This window comes from Agathobaculum sp. LCP25S3_E8, assembly GCF_052117165.1.
Classification (GTDB): domain Bacteria; phylum Bacillota; class Clostridia; order Oscillospirales; family Butyricicoccaceae; genus Agathobaculum.
Genome location: NZ_JBQKJR010000058.1, coordinates 1 through 19,182 on the forward strand (window position 1 = coordinate 1; position 19,182 = coordinate 19,182).

At 53.4% G+C, this 19,182-nt stretch carries 10 protein-coding genes; 1 reads left to right on the forward strand and 9 read right to left on the reverse strand.

The window, feature by feature from the left end; all coding sequences use genetic code 11:
- Positions 1 to 183: 183 nt before the first annotated feature.
- Positions 184 to 5,058, forward strand: coding sequence for an S-layer homology domain-containing protein (locus tag ACTQ34_RS14800; RefSeq protein ID WP_441364480.1), 4,875 nt, complete (start codon positions 184 to 186; stop codon positions 5,056 to 5,058).
- A gap of 230 nt (positions 5,059 to 5,288) precedes the next feature.
- Here ACTQ34_RS14800 and ACTQ34_RS14805 read toward each other — a convergent pair whose 3' ends face one another.
- The 9 genes from ACTQ34_RS14805 to ACTQ34_RS14845 all read right to left on the reverse strand — a co-directional run bounded on the left by ACTQ34_RS14805 (position 5,289) and on the right by ACTQ34_RS14845 (position 19,008).
- Positions 5,289 to 5,927, reverse strand: a complete 639-nt coding sequence (locus tag ACTQ34_RS14805) for an IS30 family transposase (RefSeq protein WP_441364486.1) — start codon at positions 5,925 to 5,927, stop codon at positions 5,289 to 5,291.
- 117 nt (positions 5,928 to 6,044) lie between these two features.
- Positions 6,045 to 6,269, reverse strand: coding sequence for a helix-turn-helix domain-containing protein (locus ACTQ34_RS14810; RefSeq protein ID WP_206671881.1), 225 nt, complete (start codon positions 6,267 to 6,269; stop codon positions 6,045 to 6,047).
- Between the two features lie 92 nt (positions 6,270 to 6,361).
- Entirely contained in the window at positions 6,362 to 7,024 is a 663-nt protein-coding gene (locus ACTQ34_RS14815) for a retron system putative HNH endonuclease (protein WP_441364481.1), read from the reverse strand.
- 10 nt (positions 7,025 to 7,034) lie between these two features.
- The gene (locus ACTQ34_RS14820; RefSeq protein ID WP_441364482.1) at positions 7,035 to 8,315 is read right to left on the reverse strand and encodes an AAA family ATPase; all 1,281 of its coding nucleotides are present in this window, start codon (positions 8,313 to 8,315) and stop codon (positions 7,035 to 7,037) included.
- On the reverse strand, positions 8,305 to 8,520 hold the full coding sequence (locus tag ACTQ34_RS14825) for a helix-turn-helix domain-containing protein (protein WP_118748396.1): 216 nt from the start codon (positions 8,518 to 8,520) through the stop codon (positions 8,305 to 8,307). Before ACTQ34_RS14825 ends, ACTQ34_RS14820 begins: the two co-directional genes overlap by 11 nt.
- Before the next feature lie 154 nt (positions 8,521 to 8,674).
- Positions 8,675 to 8,932: a helix-turn-helix domain-containing protein gene (locus ACTQ34_RS14830; protein ID WP_243129000.1), complete on the reverse strand. Its 258-nt coding sequence runs from the start codon at positions 8,930 to 8,932 to the stop codon at positions 8,675 to 8,677.
- A 313-nt stretch (positions 8,933 to 9,245) separates the two neighbouring features.
- Positions 9,246 to 9,500 carry a helix-turn-helix domain-containing protein gene (locus tag ACTQ34_RS14835; protein ID WP_441364483.1) on the reverse strand — a complete coding sequence of 85 codons (255 nt, stop codon included), beginning with the start codon at positions 9,498 to 9,500 and terminating at the stop codon, positions 9,246 to 9,248.
- Positions 9,478 to 9,909 (reverse strand): sigma-70 family RNA polymerase sigma factor, encoded by a 432-nt coding sequence (locus tag ACTQ34_RS14840; protein WP_441364484.1) that lies wholly within the window; start codon positions 9,907 to 9,909, stop codon positions 9,478 to 9,480. Before ACTQ34_RS14840 ends, ACTQ34_RS14835 begins: the two co-directional genes overlap by 23 nt.
- 225 nt (positions 9,910 to 10,134) lie before the next feature.
- Positions 10,135 to 19,008 (reverse strand): InlB B-repeat-containing protein, encoded by an 8,874-nt coding sequence (locus tag ACTQ34_RS14845; RefSeq protein WP_441364485.1) that lies wholly within the window; start codon positions 19,006 to 19,008, stop codon positions 10,135 to 10,137.
- Positions 19,009 to 19,182 lie beyond the last annotated feature (174 nt).

The window sequence follows — 19,182 nt, forward strand, 5'->3', positions numbered from 1 at the left end:
AGCTGAGCAGTTGGAAGTGGACGGCTATCTCATCACGCCGGTCACTGCCGATGCGCTGAAAAAAACGATGGAGGATGCGGAACAATGGGACAGCTCATTTTGAAAAAGAAAGGATGTTTTTTTGAAAAGAAGATGTAACACGGAACCATCAGAAAAATCATGATTTGAGGAGGTAATTTGCTGATGAAATGCAAACGAATTTTATCCATGCTTCTGACGCTGTGCATGGTAATGAGCCTGTTCGCCGGGACAACGGTCACGGCAAGTGCGGCAGACGGGGCAGGCGCAGCGGGCGTAACAAAGCGCACCATACCGCTGGATGTAACAACAGGTACTATAACTGATACAAACGGTAATGCGATTATTTCAACAACGGATACTAACGGGGATTCGATTTATAGTTGTGAATCCGAGGGCTGGAGTTATCGTCTTAATCGGGGAAATCAGATTTCTGAGCTTACTCTCTCCGGCGTAAACTTCGATATCAAAGATACCAACGACTCATGGGCCATCATGGCGCCCGGGAAGGTCATTTTGGCTGACGGCACGGAGAATCGTGTTTCCACTGTGTCCAGTAACAAGACAGTGGCAGCAATCAATACGCCAGAAATCACCGGTTCCGGCATCCTGACGGTGTCTGCGACAAGCACATCGGACGCAAGCGGAGCTTCGTGTTACGGCATCTATTCTATGAAAGATATTACCCTTGATCAATGCAGCATTGTTGTGGATGGCGTGAAGTGCAGTAACGGAAGTGCCACCGGAATTTTTGCCGCTATGGGCAAGGCCCTTACCATAACGGCAAATACCGCAAAAGATAACAGGATCACCATCAAAAATGTTCAGGGAACGACAGCAACAAAAGCACTTGGCGCTGCGAAGAACATAGTAGCGAAGGATGCATTTGTCAGCGGTGCAGAGGGAAGTTTTACCAGCGGAAAGACAAAGACTATTTCTTTTAAAGATCCAAAGGTTCCTGTGATCGTTTCCTTTGTTGAACTTCCGTCTAAACCCGAAGCTGCTACCTTCACCGACGGCCTTGGCAAAACCGACTGCACATTTGACACCTATACCAAGGACGCGAAAAATGAGAAGGGCTACACCTTCGCCGGTTGGTTCGGTGACGATGGGAATGAACTGACCAGCGCCGGTAACGCCGAGACTGGCAAGACCTACACCGCTAAGTGGACGAAGAACGGCAAGACGGTGCGCACCACGGTGCTGGATCTGAGTACTATAAACACCAACCAAAGCAACGCCGAGGAAGGCTGGAGCTGGGATGCTGCCAGCAAGACGTTGACGCTGAATGGTGTGACGATCGATGCTCAGTTAGACAAAAATGCAGAGGCTGCAATCGGAGCGTCCGGCAACGTGAACATAATAACAGCGGAGGGTACCGAAAACTTCGTGTACTCTCATTCGGAGAAGAAAGTTAGCACTGCGATTTACGTTGAGGGCAATCTTACGATCAGTGGCAAAGGAAAACTGACTGTTGTTGGTGAAGCAAGAGGCATTGAAGCAGAAAACGGCGATATTCACATTAATGCTCCCCTCTCTGCATCCGCTACTGGTAGTGACGCCGAAGCCGCTATTAAGATCACATCTGAAGATCTTCATGAAATCACGATTGATTCTCCTTTGACCATCAAACAGCCGGAAGGCGGTTACATTGGAAAAGAAGAGATGTGCATCCTCGAAAAAGGTGGAACAAACGCCGCTATGAATGTTGTCATTGGTGCTGCCGCGCCCACCTTCACCGATGGCTTCGGCAAAACCATCGAGAACGCTACTTCCTATGAAAAGGGCACGACCACCAACGACAAGGGCTACACCTTCGCCGGTTGGTTCGACGGCGAGACCGAACTGGAAAACACGGACGCTGCGGTCGCCGGAACGACTTACACCGCCAAGTGGACGAAGAACGGCAAGACCGTCCGCACCACTGGCCTCGACCTGACGAAGATCAGTGAGAGCAACACCCTTGGGGCAAAATATGACAATGGCGTTTATGTAAACACAGCCGAGGGCTGGACATGGATGCCTGGTGACAACGGCGGCACGCTGCTCCTCGAAAACTGCACCATTGATGTACCCGGAGTTGCGGACTCTGCTGTGAGCTTGCCTGACGGCGCGACACTTACCACAGCAGCGAACACACAGAATACGCTGTCCAACGTCTCGACGGGTTCGATTGAGGCGCTTTGGGGTGAGGGAGCAGTTACGATTACAGGCTCCGGCAGTTTAAGTCTTAGCGGATGTGATTACGGACTATCTGCGGGCGAAATCACGATCAACGCGCCGATCACCATGATCGCCACCAATAAGCAAAACGGTACGGCTGTCGCTGGAGGCAGCATCACAATTAATTCTGCTTTGAGCATCACGGAGCCTTCCGGTGGTCAGATTCGTGAGAACGGCGGATTTCATTATATTGCCGACAGAAATGGGAAGTTCGCGACCAACGTCGTCATCGGCGTAGCAGCTCCCACCTTCACCGATGGTCTCGGCAACGCGAACTGCGCGTTTGACACCTATACGAAGGGTGCAACCAACGACAAGGGCTACACCTTCGCCGGCTGGTTCAACGGCGAGACCGAACTGACGAGCGCTGACGCTGCGGTCGCCGGCACGACCTATACCGCCAAGTGGACGAAAAACGGCAAGACCGTCCGCACCACCAGCCTCGACCTGACGAAGATCAGTAAGGAGAACACCTTCGGCGCGACGCTGACAGACGGCGTTTACACCAATGCCGACGAGGGCTGGAGCTGGAACCCCGAGACCAAGACTCTGACGCTCAGCGGCACAACGATGGATATTCCCGACCGTGCGCAGGAGAGCCAAGATGATCTGGCTGCTGTTTGTCTGCCTGACGGCGCGATCATCACCACGGCAGCAGACACGCAGAACATACTGTCCAACAGCTCGACGATCGAAATGGGCAGTTCGGCGGTTCTTGGAATGGGAGCCTTAACCGTAACCGGCTCCGGCAGTTTGAGCGTCAGCGGCACAAACGCTGGATTCTATGCGATGGGCAACATTGCGATCAACGCGCCCATCACCGCGACTGCCACCACCGAACGAGGCGGCATGGCTGTCCTTGCAAAGGGAATAACGATTGATTCTTCTTTGGACATAACAGTGCCCACCGGCGGCATCATAATGACGGATAGAATGACGGGCATTGCCGACAGCGAGGGTCATTTTTCGGCAAACGTCGTCATCGGTGTTGCCGTAAAATATACCGTGACCTACAACACAAACGGCGGCAGCGCGGTTGCGCCTGTCACCGTCTCCGAAAACAGCAAGCTGATCGCGCCCACAGCGCCCACAAAGGCTGGTTACACCTTCCACGGCTGGTACAAGGACGCCGCATTTACCAACAGATGGAACTTTGATGCGGACACCGTGACCGGCAATATCACCCTCTATGCAAAGTGGGCGGAAACGACCAAAATCTACGGCATTTCCGGCACGGTTTATGAATCCAACGGCACAACCCCCGCTTCCGGCGTTTCCGTAAAGCTCATGAAGGGTGACACGCAGGTCGCCGATGCCACCTCCGCCTCTGACGGCGCATACAGCTTCACCGGCATTGCCCCGGGCGTTTATAACATCGTCGCCGAGAAAGAGGATACAACGCAAACAACTCTGGTCATTGTTACAAATCACGACGAAACAGGCAAAAATGTTACTTTGCCGCAAAGCAAGGTGAACTCCAAGCTGACGGTCAACGGCGCCGACACGCCCGATGTGGTTGCAGGCGGTCTGGCCGAGGAATCGGCGGCAGTGAAGGCTGACAACCCCGGCGCGACCTCTGTCAAGGTGGAAATGACCGTCGAAAGCAAGAGCAGCGCAGCGGTCAATACTTCGGACAAAACCAAGATCGAAGCCGTGGCGTCCGGCAAGACGCTGGAATACCTTGATATCAAGGTTACAAAGACTGTTGACGGCACCGACAGCGCGATCACCACGACCGCGAACATGATGGAGATCGTCATCCCCTACGACATGACCGGCAAGAGCAACATTACGGTCTATCGTAACCATAACGGCAGCGCTGCGGCCTTTACACAGCTCAGCACCCGACCGGTAAGTGGTGCGGGAGATGGCACCTACTATCTGGACACAGTAAATCACCTGATCTATGTGTATACCCAGAAGTTCTCCACCTACGCCATCGGCTACAACACGCAGTCCGGCGGCGGCAGCGGCAGTGGCGGCTCTTCTTCCGGCGGCGGCTCGTCCTCCAGCAGCGGCGGCTCTTCTTCCGGCAACAGCAGCACCATTTCCACGCCCAGCGCGAAGAACGGTACCGTTTCCGTCAGTCCCAAGAGCGCAAGTAAGGGAACCACGGTGACCGTCACGGTCACACCGGACAAGGGCTATGTGCTGGAAACCCTGACCGTGACGGATGCGAGCGGGAAGAAGCTCGACCTGAAGAATTTGGGCAGTGGCAAGTACAGCTTCACAATGCCCGCAAGCAAGGTGGAGGTCAAGGCGACCTTCATGGAAGATAACACCATGCTCAATTACTTTGTGGATGTCCCCGCGTCCGCGTATTATTATGACGCAGTGCTGTGGGCAGCGGAACGGGGCATTACCGGCGGCACCGATGCCACTCGCTTCTCTCCTGACGGTGTCTGCACCCGCGCGCAGGCCGTTACGTTCCTGTGGAGAGCGGCCGGAAGTCCCGCGCCGAGCGCGACGGCAATGCCCTTTACTGATGTGGCCGCTGACAGTTACTATTACAACGCTGTGCTGTGGGCCATGGAGAACGGTATCACAGCGGGAACGAGCAGTACCACCTTCAGCCCGGATCTGAAGTGCTCCCGCGCACATATCATGACCTTCCTGTGGCGTTCTGAGAAATCCCCTGCGGCGGGCAGTGTGAACCCCTTCACGGACGTTTCCGCTGACGCTTACTACGCCGACGCGGTACTGTGGGCTGTCAAGGAGAGCGTCACCAACGGCACCAGTTCTGCTACCTTTAGTCCAGACGCAGACTGCACCCGCGCTCAGATTGTAACCTTTATCTGGAGGACATTAGCTCGGTAAGGTTCGTCAAAGCGAAAGCAAGAAATTAATTCAATTGAAAGCTGGACGCAAAAACACAAGAGCAGAGAGCCTGCTTCCTACGAATGGGAAGCAGGCTCTTTCTTTATACAATTATCTGATCTGCACAATTTTGTAAAGGTTTCTTGCAGTGCAATCTAGAATATTTTTCCGCAAATTGCAAGTTCAAGTTGGACACCTGCACGGTAGAAATTAGTTAATCAGAGCGTCGGTCAGGATGGAAGCCGCTGGCTTCCGTCCTGGGCGATGCTGCCGCAGCCTTCGGCTGCGTAAACAGAGTCGAGGAACTCGTCAAACAGTTCCTCCGGGGTGCGGTAGCCCAGCTTCTTGCGAGGGCGTCCGTTCAGCTCATCAGCAGCAGACAAGATGTACTCTGGAGAGAAGGATTCAATGGAGGCACCCTTGGGCACGAAGGCTCGGAACAGCCCATTGTGACGCTCGTTTTGGGGACGTTCCCACGAAGTATAGGGATGTGCAAAGTAGACTGCACTGCCCCAGTTCTCGACCAGACTGAACGTAGAGAACTCCGAGCCGTTGTCCACGGTAATGGTCTTGAAGACCTGTGAGAACTTGTCTCCGAATTCCTCCCTGAGCGATTGCATGGCGTTCAGAACGGAGTCTGCATCCTTGCCGGGAATCTGGATGGCAATATAGTTCTCCGTTTTCTTCTCCAACAGGGAGAGGACAACAGCCTCTTTACCGGCCCTCTTGCCCACGACAGTGTCACCTTCCCAATGTCCCTCCTCGATGCGCAGAGCCGCGATCTCAGGCCTCTGGGAGATGTCCGTGCCGAAGCTCGTCTGGTGACAGTTTTCCGACTGTGTATCGCAGACACTATCAGGCGTGTCTATACAGAACTTAGATTTTTAGTCGTCCCACACTTTGCCCACGGGTTTTACCTAGTCTGCAAATTGAGTAATCCAGAGTTCATATCCATATCTCAGCGTCTGAATACTGGCCCACAATGGTCACAATTCAATCTCACCTGACTCACAGCGTTCAATGAACTCTGCCAGCGCCCGAACAGATACCTTGCGGCATCCCAGCTTGATTGACTTCAAGTAGCCTTTTTTGATAAGGTCGTACACAGTATTTTTGTTGACGCGCAGTCGAGCCGCCGTTTCTGGGATCGTCAGCAACTCGCAGTTGGCGGCCAGAATGTCTTGAATTGCCTGTCTTGTTTTTGCATCCATTGTATGCACCTCCTACCGTAAAGTATAGGGGGTGCATGAGTATTTCGCAAAAAATTACAGACCTAATTTTAGTCAGGGCCCTTTCGCTTTCTTCATACTCTGGCAATCTGTCGTTTCAGATACCAGATAATCACTCCGGAAAACTCAGCATATCGTCCATTCGTCTTGACCTGAAATTGCTTCAGCATTCGTTCCAACTGCTGCTTCGGCACTTTCTTTCCCGGAAATTTGTCATGTAACGCTTGCTTGACTGCATCCAACGCCGCCTTACGGTTCTCCTTCAGATAAGATGCCGGACAATTCAGATTGAGTGTGATGTTCAAATCCTGTTCAATCTCTGCATCATCAGAACAAATAGTTCCGTCTGTTTTATACTTGATTTTCTCAATGGACACTGGGTCTCGCGGGTCAACGGTCAACGGCTCGTTTCCTCGATGCTGGTCACAAGTCAGATTTTCAAACTTTCCCGCCTGCTTTTTATTGCCGGAACATACAGCGAGCATATTGCGGTAATCAATCGTCAAGGCAGGGTCGTAATTCTCACTTTGGGGATGCTGCGGCAGATAGTGTTCAATTTGCACATTCTCCAGCGAGATGCGCCGCATACAATAGGCACACAGGCACCCTTGTTCCTCCAGCAAAGATACTTGAACCGCTTCTTTGGGTTTTCCGGACAAATTGCTATAGTCCGTCAGTCCTTTCCGTTTCTCTTGGATCAGTTCATTTGGTTCTTGCTTTTTCTCTATATACAGCATTGCGATCCACCTACATCCGTTCCAGTTCCAAGCTCACTTGTGCGCTGGTCAGTTCAGGATCGGCAGAACCGATTTTATCTTCAATCTGCTGCAAGGTCGAAGCGGCATCGTCATAGCGCTGTTCGTCAATGGCATCGTACACCGATCGGAACATTTGCTTGATCTCAGATGGACGCTCACTGGCTCCCATGACGCTGCTCAGGATTGCGTTTGCATCCCTACCAAACACCTCGTTCTGCGGTTCGACCGCTTGCTGATCCGTCAGAATGAGCAGATTTTCTTTCTTCACAGAGTTAATGACCAGCGGCGCATGGGTAGATACGATAAACTGGACTTTCGGGAAAATTGTCCGCAAATCGCCGATAATCCGCTGCTGCCACTGGGGATGCAGATGCAAATCGATCTCATCGATCAAAACAATGCCGGTCGTTTCCTTGAGAACATCATCGAGCAGCCACGGGTTCAAGACGGCCATACGATAAGCAATGTCAGCCACCATACTGAGGGTGTTTTTGTAGCCATCACTCAATTCTTTCATCGGATAGCGTTCTCGATCCGAATTACCATCCCGGTACAGGATATCGAGTTCGTGTGTATCCAAGTTGAATTGGACATCTACATCGTTAAATCCTGTGATACCCTGGAAGCACTGAATGATCGCAGACTTGACTGCGGACAGTTCGGGAGCCTGTGTGCCATTGGTGGCACTCTGCAAGGTCATTTTCTCAAACCACTTTCGCATCATCTTTTCGTTAGATGCTGCATCCAAGCAATCCACATAACCCATCTGACGGTTAAACTTCATCAATTCCGAAGATTTCTTTTCCCGCTTTTGAGCCCACAAGCGTCCTGTTCCATAGTAGGAAATCAGGGGCAGTACCGGTTTCTCTCCATTCCGTACTTGATCTTGCAGTGCCGCCGAAATCGCGGTAATTTCCTTTGCATCGACCACCGTGGTCTTGCCTTCTGCGCTTCTCTGCTCACGCTTCCATGCAATAGGCGTTCCGCCAATAACTCCAGAAGCACTGATAGAAACAGGGAATTGGGGTTGCAGTTCAACCACACTGCCCATATCGTAACACTTATTCAGTGCGTCATCCTTAGAAATACCAGGGCCGCTCATTCCATCAAATCCTGCCAAAAATGTGCCGACAGCAATGGAGGCAGCATCCAAAAGCGTAGATTTACCACTTCCATTATTGCCAACGATCACAGTCAGTTCATGGTGGAACGTTGCTTCAAAGCGCTCGAAGCAACGGAAATTTTTGATTTCGATGCTGTTAATCTGCATGGGTGACACCTCCATTCATTGTATAGTTGATTTGATGTGTTTTGCAAAACTCTTCAATAGAGCGAATTGCCATTTGCGATGGTCTGGTTCGTTTGCGCTCCCAGCGGTTGACCGAGGCAAAGCTAACGCCTAATTCCTTTGCCAGTTCTTCTTGGCTCAAGGCACATTGTTTGCGAATGCATAAAATCAAATCCGAGTATTCCACTGCTCTGCCCCCTTTATCACATCAGCTGCTATTATTATAGCAGGTGTTATAAATGGGAACAAGTCGAAATCCATCGTACCCAATATAATTTTCAAGTTTTTATACCTTGCGTGACAGTTTGGGCGACATTAGATTTTAATTTATACGGATAGCACTACTCCGACCGCACACCCGGCAGTTCCACCGTCTGCCCTTCAAACTGCTCGACAAAATCCAGCAGTGCCTTGCGGCTTACTTTGCGGCTGCCCAGCTTGATAGAACGGAGATACCCGCAGCGGATCAGGTCATAGACCAGATTTTTATTGACGCGCAACAGTTTTGCTGCTTCCGGGACGGTATATAAAATATCGCGGCAAGCCAGAATTTCCATTGCGGTTTCATTGGCTTTCTGTCGCTGTTCTGATAATGACATATTGATCACTCCTATATCCAATGTTATGTGGAGCCGCTGCCTTTGTAAAGCGGCTCCACTGTTTTGTCCTATTGGCGTATCACCCGTATCCTGTTCCTGATGGACTGCCTGTTGTGACAGGACACCGTTTTCTACGCATTGGCACGCTCGCTCCTGAAACCTCCTCTCCGGAGGTCATGGCCTGCTTCCCCTGCGCTGTATCTGATACGGACGCTCATTTTGTTTTCAAAGTACAGTAAGGCGGGTAAACGCTTGCCAGCCTTTCACAAGGGACAACGCGCAGTTATCCCCTGTGAAGGACAGGCAAATCTGCTTAGCTCAATTCAAACCGGTTCTGAATTTCTTTTATCAGCTTGAACTGGAGTTCCTGATACAAGTCCTCATCATAGCAGACATAGATTTTCCCGCTGGCATCGTACAGTTCGAACTTGCACAGCTCCAGCATATATCCCTTGTAGTAATTCAAAATGGTTTGAATCGCACTCTCATCGCCTTTCTTCGCGTTCAAAATGGTATCCACAGAGATACGGCGTATCATGGCGCGCCTATGCTTTTCCCTGTTTTTCAAGTAAATCCCTCATTTCCTTTAATGCTTTGGTTCTGGCGGCTTGTACCGTACTCCGCACAACATGGAACCGCTCTCCGATTTGCTGATCTGTCCAATCCAGAAAGTACGCCAGAAGAATGATCTGCCGTTTGCGTCCGGAAAGGCTATGTAACGCTTGTGCCAGCGCGTCATTCTCAATGGCGATAGACCGTTCTAAATCATCGAAGAAATATTTTTCCGCTGGACTGATTGGGTCGATATGAATCGGCTCCAGCAAATGATTATCCGCCAATTCCGAAAACAAGACCTCGTTTTTTTCACGCCGTTGCTTGGCTCGATACCAGTCTCTTGCAAAATTTCTCAAAACGGTTTTGCAGAAGCTATCAAATTTACCCTCGATACAGCGAATATCTTCCTCTGTCCATTGCATAGCATTCACCCCCTTTCCGCGTGTTGCGTTTCATCGGAAGGGGATGCTCTTTTGACCTGATACTGACTAATACGATTTGAAAAACCGAAATGCCAATTTAACAGAAAAATTGTTCTGTATTTCTCTATTGAGCGCAAAAAAGCACCGGACAGAATATGTCCGATGCCCGCATAGGCCAAAAAAGGAGTGAGAGCAACTGCCCTCACTCCTTTTTTGGTTCTTGGCTTACTTAGCCAGGTTGACGAGATAGCGCTGGATCATGCAGGCCGCCTGTGCGCGGGTCGCATTGCCCTTCGGCATCAGGGTGCTGTTGTCAGTACCGCTGATGATCTCAAGGCCGTTGGCCCACTGCATGGCTGTCTTGGCATAACCGCTGATCTCACCGACATCGGTGAAACCATTCAGGGTGTTGTTATCGCCCATGCTGGTATCCTTGCCCTGCAGTTTGGCAAAGCGATACAGCATTGCAGCGAACTGCTCACGGGTGATGGAATCATCCGGGCCGAACTTACCCTCGCCGTAGCCGGAGGCTACGCCCACGCTGGTCGCCCAGCGAACGGCCTCACCATACCAGGAACCTTCCAGAATATCCGTAAAGTTCATGGAGTAGTTGACCGTGGGGCTACCCGCGATGCGCCACAGGATCGTGACGATCTGCGCGCGGGAGATCTTGTCGTTCGGGCCGAACATTCCGTTGCCGTAGCCGCCCATCAGTCCATTGTCGATGCAGTAGTGTACACCGTTGTGATACCACGCATTTGCAAAGGCATCACCGAAGGGCGCGATCGGGCAGTTCTTGTCGCGCTTGCAGCCGACGTAAGCCGTGTTGCCGGTACCGCCTGCGGAAATGCTGCCGCCATTGGTGCCGCCGGGCGTTGTCGTGCCGGATCCACCGCCACCGCCGCTGGAGGAGCCACCGCCACCGCCGCCGGAGGAGCCACCGCCACCGCCGCCGGAGGAGCCACCGCCACCGCCGCCGGAGGAGCCACCGCCACCAGGATTGCTACCGCCGGAGCCAGAAATGTAGACTGTTACTACACAGACTGCCTTGTAGCCGCCCTCTGCGGTAGTCACAACAATACGCGTGGTGCCGTTTGCTACTGCGGTCACCGTTCCATCAGCATCCACCGTAGCAACAGCGGGATTGTCACTGACATAGCTAACATTTTGATTCGTACCTATCACCGTCGAAATAACGTGGAAGGAGTCACCCGCTTTGGTCAGGGTCTTGCTTGTGGGGGAGATGCGTAGACCGGTCACGGGTTTCGGGTCGTCAGGGATTACAACGCCGCCAGGATTTTGCGGGTCAATAATACCCCAGTTGTGAGTCACGCCAGTTGCACCGATCAGGGTGTAGTTATTCGCCTTAGCACCGCCCAGGGTCATAGCCTTGGCTACATAAGCGCCCTTATTGGTCTTTGCGTTGTCCTGATAGATCGCAACGGCTACATCATCGCCATTCACCTTATTTGTGATGTTGGCGGTGGTGGTCTTCTCGGTACCGTCATAGTTAAAGCTGGTACCTGTCCATGCCAGAGCGACTGGCTTTTGCATGACCTTCAGTTTGGAATTCGCCGTATCAATGCTGAAACTGTAGTTTGCCGCATTGAGGCCATCGGTACCGATAAAGGTAATGGGATATTCGCCCACATCGCCATACCGGGTATATGTTGTCTGTGCCCTTACTCCGTACCTGCCATTGAGTATGGATTCGGTATCGCCTGCAGCCAAACCACTATAAATTACAGTCAGGGTTGGCACAGCGTCACCATAGGTGATGGTTTGAGTTGCTTTTACTGTGATGACTTTCTGTGTAATCTTCACGGTAGCCCCGCTGCTGGTCAGGGTGCGATTGACGCCCTGCTCATCGCGTCCCTTCACCACGCAGGTATATGTGCCGCTGTCCGCCACATTCTTAACATAATAGTCCTTGAATGTGGCCCCAGGGATAGCCTTGCCGTCTTTATACCATTCGTAGGTCAGGGCGGTCAGTCCATTTTTGTTGACAGAGACGCTCAGCGCATGACTGTTGCCGTCATATACCGCATGGTAGCCGGTAGCTGTGATCACATAGTCCGTCAGTGAGATCCATCTGGCGTACAAGGTGTGGTCGGTGGATCTTACGGCAGTTGTCTCAAACACACGGGAAGACTCCGTGTAGCTCGGATCGGTATACCAGCCGCCGAAATAGTAATCCTTACCGATACCGGAGGGCATGAAAGGTTCAGGCAACGCACCATAAGCATCGCCGCTGTCGTAGACACAGCTGCTTGCGGCGTTCAGTGTACCACCCTGCGCATCCAGCGTTACCGTGACAGTGCTTCTGGAACTCCACATGGCGTAGAGGGTCAGGGTGTCACCTTCGCTGATGCCATCAGGTCGACCATTGATTGTACTGTTCAGAGCGTAGGTTGTTCCACTTCCGTCAGACATGGTGTTCCAGCTCGTCAATCGGTTGGAACCATTGCTCATACCCGCACCGCTATCAAGACGGTTGGTGCCGTCGCTGTACATATTGTACGGACCGCAGTTTCCGGTGCCACCGTTGGCGTTATAGCTGATGTACCACATTCCTGCAGATGCAGGCAGGCCGGTAAGCACCAAACGGGTGTCCTCGGTAATGAGGAAGGAACCTTTGCCGCTTCCGTCCAGCGTCAGCGCTGCACCGTTGGCCAGTACGCGGATGGCGGACAGTTCACTACCTGTGACCGCTGTGACCGTAAAGTTAACGGTGCTACCCTCCATATATTCTGCAGGGTCGTTCAGGCCGCTGATGGTGCCCAGACTATTATCCATAGTAGTGACGGTGTATTTTATCTCCCTCCATTTAGCAGTCAGCACGTGGTCTGTGTCGCTCTGAAGTCTGGTATTGCCGTCTACCTGAGTTTCAGTACCACTGCTGCTGTAATACCAACCATCAAAGATGTAATGCTCCCTGGTGGGTGTAGGAAGATTGGGATAATAGCCGCCGGGCTTACATTCCAAGTTGGACGCAGCTCTGGTGAGCAGGGATCCACCGTCCGGATTCAGTGTCACGTTGACGGTACTCTTTTGCCAGACGGGATACAGGGTTAGAGTATTGTTGGCAGCGATGCCGGCAGGCGCACCGTTTAGTACTTCATTCAGCTTGAAGTCAGGTGTTGTGGCTCCAGCCGTTTTGCTCCAGCCGATGAGGGTATGCTGCTCCTTCTGCAGTGCCGTACCGGAGGCGAGTGCGCCCAGACTGTTTAGGGGCAGTTTCTGATCCCCAACAGTTCCGTCGGTCACGTAGGAAACTGTGTAGGTGTCACCCGCAGGCACATCCGGGGTGTTTTCATCCGCAATTTCCACCAAATACACCGTGGTATTCTCGGTGATGTTAAAGGAATAAGCGCCGTTCACCTCAGTTAGGTGGGTGCTGTTTGCCATAACTTTGATGGTTTTACCTGCGGCAGGGACCACGGTGAAGCTGATCTGGGTACCAGAGATATACTTTGCAGCATCGGTTATGCCGCTGATGGTGCCCAGGCTGCAGTCTTTGACGGAGAGAGTCACCCGCTCATCCGTCCACCGGGCGGTCAGGGTCATCTCTGCCACCTCGGGGACGGTGCTGGTGGCATAGACCCGCTTGCCGTCGTCCAGATACCAGCCGTCAAAGCGCCAGCCTATCCGGGTGGGCTCTGGTAGCTGGCCGTATGCCGCGTCGTGGGTGTAGGTCACGCTTCCATCATAGCCCTCAGGCATGGTTCCGCTTTTCGGATCAAAGGTTATCGTGCAGATATTGCTCTGCCACACAGCGTACAATTTCAGGTTGTCGCCGTTGCCGATGCCGGCGGGTGCAGCGGTTAGGACCTGTCCAAGATTATATTCAGCCACTGTGGCAGTACGGTCAGTACTCCAGCCCAACAGAATATAGCCCTGCCGACTGATGCTTTTTCCGTAGGACAGCACATTGACCCCCTCCAGCCGGAAGGTCTCGTTGACCACGCCGCCCACGCCGCCGTTGGCGTCATAGCTGACGGTGTAGACTGGGGTCTTCTGTTCCACGGAAATCAGGTAGAGGACGGTGTCCTCTTTGATTTGGAAGGAATAGCTCTGCTTGCCGTCCGCAATTGCGATATAATTCAGCGGCTTGCCGTTGGCAACCGCTTCCACGGTCTTTCCGGTCGCAGGTGTCACAGTAAAGCTGACTGTGGAGCCATAAGAGTACTTTCCATCTATATCCGCTGCAGAGGTTTCCGCAATCGTTCCCAGAGCCTCGTTCGCCCGCACCTCCAGGTCGAAGCTCAGCCGAGTCCAATGGGCATACAAGGTGTGGTCTTCCGTATCGGTCACCTCAGTGTACCGATCTTTCCGGACGCCGCCGACCTCTTCGGTGTACCAGCCGTCGAAGCGGTAGCCCTCCTTAACCAAGGTGGGTAGAGCCTCATAGGTACCGCCTACGGTAACATACAGGATGCCGGGATTCCCCTCTGCCTGCTGTGCATCGGACAGTGTCACTGTGATCTTCTCACGCTCCCAGACGGCGTAGAGATTCACCACAGTGTTAGGGATGTTGCTCAGGGCAGCGATAGGAAGATAGCCCAAGTCATAGTCGGCAGAGCCGGCAGATGCGGTACTCCAACCCACCAGTGTCCAGCCGGGGCGGGTGAATACTTTGCCCAGCAGCGCCGAAGGATTACCAGAGGACTGGTCCTGCTCAATAGCCGGCTGCCCGCTGCCATTGGAGTTGTAGACGATCTTGTACACCACACCGCTGTCGCCGTTGGACAGCAAGGTGATGGTCGTGTCGCCGGTGACGGTATAGCTTATGGTCATCTCGCTCTTGTCGGCATTGGCGGTCATCGCCACCTGACTACCGTTGATGAGTGGGATAATGGAATCGGTGGTGTAGCCGGGCAGCGGTCGGACGGTGACGGTCAATACGTCGCCATAGGTCAGGGGAGCGCCGCTGCTCAGTTCCGTACCGTTCCGCGTGACCTTGATAGAGCCCACGCCGTTATCGTAGGTGGAGAGGGTGTGACCAACCGCCTGCCATACGGCGTACAGCGTCAGCGACGCATTTTTGTCGTAGCTGGCACCGGCAACGTACTCAGCCTGCGTAGCATCAGCGGCAGTGCTCCAGCCTAGGAAGTTATAGCCCGCCCGAGAGGGAATCGTCTCGCTGAGCTTCAGTTCCACGCCTTCAGCCTTGACTTGGTTATCAGGCATACCGTTGACCAGATCCGTAGTATTTGTCTGATAGGTGACCGTATAGGCACCATAAGCCCGCCACACGGCGAACAGGGTCACGTTTTCCGCCTCCATGGTGAAGGAATTGGTCCCACCCTGGGTGTAAACGGGGGCTGTCGCATTGACGTCGGTGGACCAGCCCAGGAACTCATAGCCGGGGCGCTGGGGAATGACATCAAATTTAACATCGACCTTGTTCCCCGCAATATAACCGGTATTATCTACCGGCGCGCCGGAACCGCCATTACCGTTGTAGGTGACGGTGAAGGTCTCCAGATCCTTGAACACCGCGTAGAGGTTGATGGTGGCACCGTCGGTGGTGGTGATGCCATTGGTGAAGGCCTTCTGATCCTCATAGACTACATAGCTGCTGTCGGGGTAAGAGGACCAGCCCGCCAGATAGCGGTTATTGTCCCGCTCCTGCTTGTAGGCTGCGGCAAAAGTGTTGTCGGAACGCGCCAGCTCATCGCCGGAGGGCAAAGTAAAATCTTTCTCATAGGACATATTTTCCAGAGAAAAGTAGTTGATCTGGGTCTCGCCATTAAAGAGGTGAATGCTGTAAGAGATTGGCTCCCACTTGGCGTAGACCGTTACCTCATCCTTCTCCACATCCCAGCTCGTAACCTTAGGAGTCAGAGTTTCATCATAATATTGGCGGCCTGTGCCGTCGGAATTTTCGTAGTAACCCTTGAAGGTATAACCGTCCCAAGTGGGAGCGGTCAGGTTAGCAGTCAGAGCCTCGCCGTAGGTGACATATACAAAGCCGATGTTGCCGCCGTGGCTGCCGCCGTTGGCATCCAGGTTCACCTTGGTCACCCGCGTGTCCCACTTGGCGTAGAGGTTAATTACATCGTCCTGTGTGCTGGTCAGATTCTTGACAGTCGCACCGTTCTTGTAGAGGATATCTCCGGTGGATTCAGACGCCCAGCCCACAACGGATTTTCCGGTTTGGGTAAAGGTGTCGTCCGATACCTTCAAATCCTCTTCCGAATCATAGGTAAAGGTTTTGGTGACCGAATCTTCGCCGGCGGCGCTACTATTGTTTTTATAAAACTTTACCGTGTAGGAGATGGGACTCCACTTGGCGGTGAGGACCACATCGGAGGTACCGATGGTGATGGTCCCTCCCACCTCATTACCGTCGGCATCCATCCAACCGTCGAAGGTGTAGCCGGTCTTGGTGGGTCTGGGGGTTGTCTTGACCGTGGCCGACTGCCCCTCCGTATAGACAGTCACGTCCACCGGCATACCGGATCCACCGTTGGGATCGTAAGCCACCACATAGCCCACCTGGGTGGTGACCAGAACGGTGCTGTCGGACCTGATCTCAAAGCTGTACATGCCATCAGGTCCCTTCTCCAGTTTCCTGCCGTTGGCATAGATAAACACGTCGCCTTCGCCACCGCTGACCGTGAAGGATACCGTGGAGCCGCAGTCGTAGCTGTCCTCCACGCCGTCAACGGTTACATTATCGGGGTTTTCCACCGTGACAGTATACCGTTCGGGTGTCCACTTGGCGTAGAGAACCACATCCTCATCCGGCATAGTAAAGGGACTGCCGCTATTGTAGTGATCGCCGGTACCGTCCTGTTCTGTGTTCCAGCCGGCAAAGGTATAGCCGTCCCGCTGAGGAGTGCTGCTGGTCAGAGTGTGTTGTGAGCCTACCTGAGGATAGGCAGTCGGGACATAAGTCGGGAAACTACCGCCGTTGGTGTGGTAGGTCAGGGAAGGATTCTGCTTCCACACAGCGTAGAGCATATAACCCTGCTGCACGTCGGAAATGACCGCGCTGGGCGCATAAATACCGCTGTCTCCCGGCCGGGCATTGGGGTCGGTACTCCAGCCTGCGAAGGTACAGCCGTCCCGGGTAGGCTGGCTATCGGAAAGCGTATAGTCGTTGTGGATATAGACCTGACCGCTGGGGGGCTCGCCCTTACCGCCGTTGGCACTGTAGGAGATGGTGAATTTCTCGTTCTCCCTCCATGCGGCGTAAAGATAGGCTGTGGCTCCGTCGGTGTCTGTCAGACCCACCTGATAATTCTTGTCTGCATAATACATGGCCCAGTCCTGTTGATCGTAGATGTTCCAGCCGATAAAGGTGTGGTTTTCCTTGAGCAGGCCCTGAGGGATGGCGTTTTCTGCCAATGGTGTCAGGTCGCCCCAAGTTACATCTCGCTGCCAATCCACATGACGTGCGCCAAAACCGTCATCCAGATTGCTCATGTACTCAATGTCATATTTCAAAGGCTCCCAATAGGCATAGAGCGTGAGGCTGCTCGCCACCATGGCGGGCTTCAGAGCATTGGCGGGCGCACCGTTCTTGTCATAATACTGCGTCGCGCCGCTGTACTCGCTGAGCTTGCCTGGCTTGATCTCCTTATCGTAGTAGCCCATGAAGTTGTAACCGGTGCGTTGGGGCTTTGCTACTTTAGTGCCCTCGTCCGCACCGTAGACCACATAGGCGTTAGTGCTGCCGCCATAACCGCCCAGATCGTCCAGTCCGATAGACCGATAGGCTACCGGAGGGCTTACAGTTTCCGGTCCGGTGCTGCCGCTGCTACTGTTTACCTTGGCTGTGGTGGTCACGGTTTTGGTGCCGCTGCTGCCCTTGCTGCCCTGGCTGCCACCAGAGCCGCCCTGGCCTCCTGCCTCACGTCCTTCTACTTCGTCATCTTTTTCATTGTTGGTGTGAGCAAGGGCATCTCCCGTATATTTCGATTCAGGAGTGGTTCCACCGCTCGTACCGCCGTTGCCGGCATGGCCGGATTGCCCGGGATCTTTGCTGCCCATGTTTTTCGGTTCGTTTGCGGTGCCGTTTTTATCGGTGGAGTATTCGATACCGCCACCGCCGCCACCGCCGCCACCGCCGCCGCCGGGCGCGCCGCCGCCGATATCATCCGCTGAGGTGGTCGGATAGCCGCCGCCACCGCCGGGACCGCCCTGTCCAACCGCGAAGGTGGTGTGGTTGTAGTCCGCGCTACCACCCACATCAAAGCGAACAAAATAGGGTACGGAAGACAGGTAATCATCTTTATCATATTTTTCGTAGACATTGTTGCTACACATCGATGTTTTCGTTGTGATATAAGACCCGCCCGAGCCGCCGGAAGAAGCGTTTGTCCCGGCTGTGGCATTGACGACGACCTTGCCCACGATGTACAGCGTACCCATGGAGCCGCCTGCGCTGCCTGCGCTGCCGCTGCCGCCGTTTTTCGGTGTTGTATCTGTGGTTTTCCATGCACCTTTTTTATCCTCGTTACCCTTGATCGTGGTGTAGATACCGGAACCGCCGCTGCCGCCGCTGCCGCCGGTACCGCCGTTGCCGCCGATGCCCGCGCCGGCGCCGCCGGCACCGTAGCCGCCATTTCCGCCGTTGCCGCCCTCAAATTTAACCCAGTACTGCGCATTACTTTTTTCGCGGTCTCTTGAGTTCATAGTGAATTTCGCCGCTCCGGAACTGGAACCACTTCCCGCATAGCCGCCGTTGCCGCCATACGCATTCAGGGTGCCGCCGCCGGTGATGGTCAGGGTGGAGTTGGAAGGGATCTCAATGCCGGCACCACCACCGGTCTGACCGGAACCGGCACCGCCGCTTACAGTCAACGTCACACCAGGCTTGATGTATAGTACCGCGCTGGCTCCATTGGCCACTTTTAGACCGCTTTGACCGACAGAGGTACTATTAACCGTTGTGTTCGTCATAATTTTATAAATGGTGTTATTCTGCAACGTCATACCAGGCGTCAGTTGACTACTACTGTTGATCGTTACGATCCTCGGGTCATTGCCTGCCGCTTCCGCCGTCATGGTCATAGCCGGGAACATCCCTAAAACCATGCATAGTGACAGCAGCAAAGACAGCGCCTTACTTGCCGTTTTTCGTGTCATGTTCAATTCTCCTTTTTAGTTATCGTCAAAATTCGTGGTCTTTTACTTTTCAAAAAAACATCCTTTCTTTTTCAAAATGATCTGTCCCATTGTTCCGCATCCTCCATCGTTTTTTTCAGCGTATCGGCAGTGACCGGCGGGATGAGATAGCCGTCCACTTCCAACTGCTCAGCC

Coding starts and splice junctions, on each gene's coding strand:
- ACTQ34_RS14800 (WP_441364480.1), top strand. CDS start 184: ATGAAATGCAAACGAATTTTATCCATGCTTCTGACGCTGTGCATGGTA.
- ACTQ34_RS14810 (WP_206671881.1), bottom strand. CDS start 6,269: ATGGATGCAAAAACAAGACAGGCAATTCAAGACATTCTGGCCGCCAAC.
- ACTQ34_RS14815 (WP_441364481.1), bottom strand. CDS start 7,024: ATGCTGTATATAGAGAAAAAGCAAGAACCAAATGAACTGATCCAAGAG.
- ACTQ34_RS14820 (WP_441364482.1), bottom strand. CDS start 8,315: ATGCAGATTAACAGCATCGAAATCAAAAATTTCCGTTGCTTCGAGCGC.
- ACTQ34_RS14830 (WP_243129000.1), bottom strand. CDS start 8,932: ATGTCATTATCAGAACAGCGACAGAAAGCCAATGAAACCGCAATGGAA.
- ACTQ34_RS14840 (WP_441364484.1), bottom strand. CDS start 9,909: ATGCAATGGACAGAGGAAGATATTCGCTGTATCGAGGGTAAATTTGAT.
- ACTQ34_RS14845 (WP_441364485.1), bottom strand. CDS start 19,008: ATGACACGAAAAACGGCAAGTAAGGCGCTGTCTTTGCTGCTGTCACTA.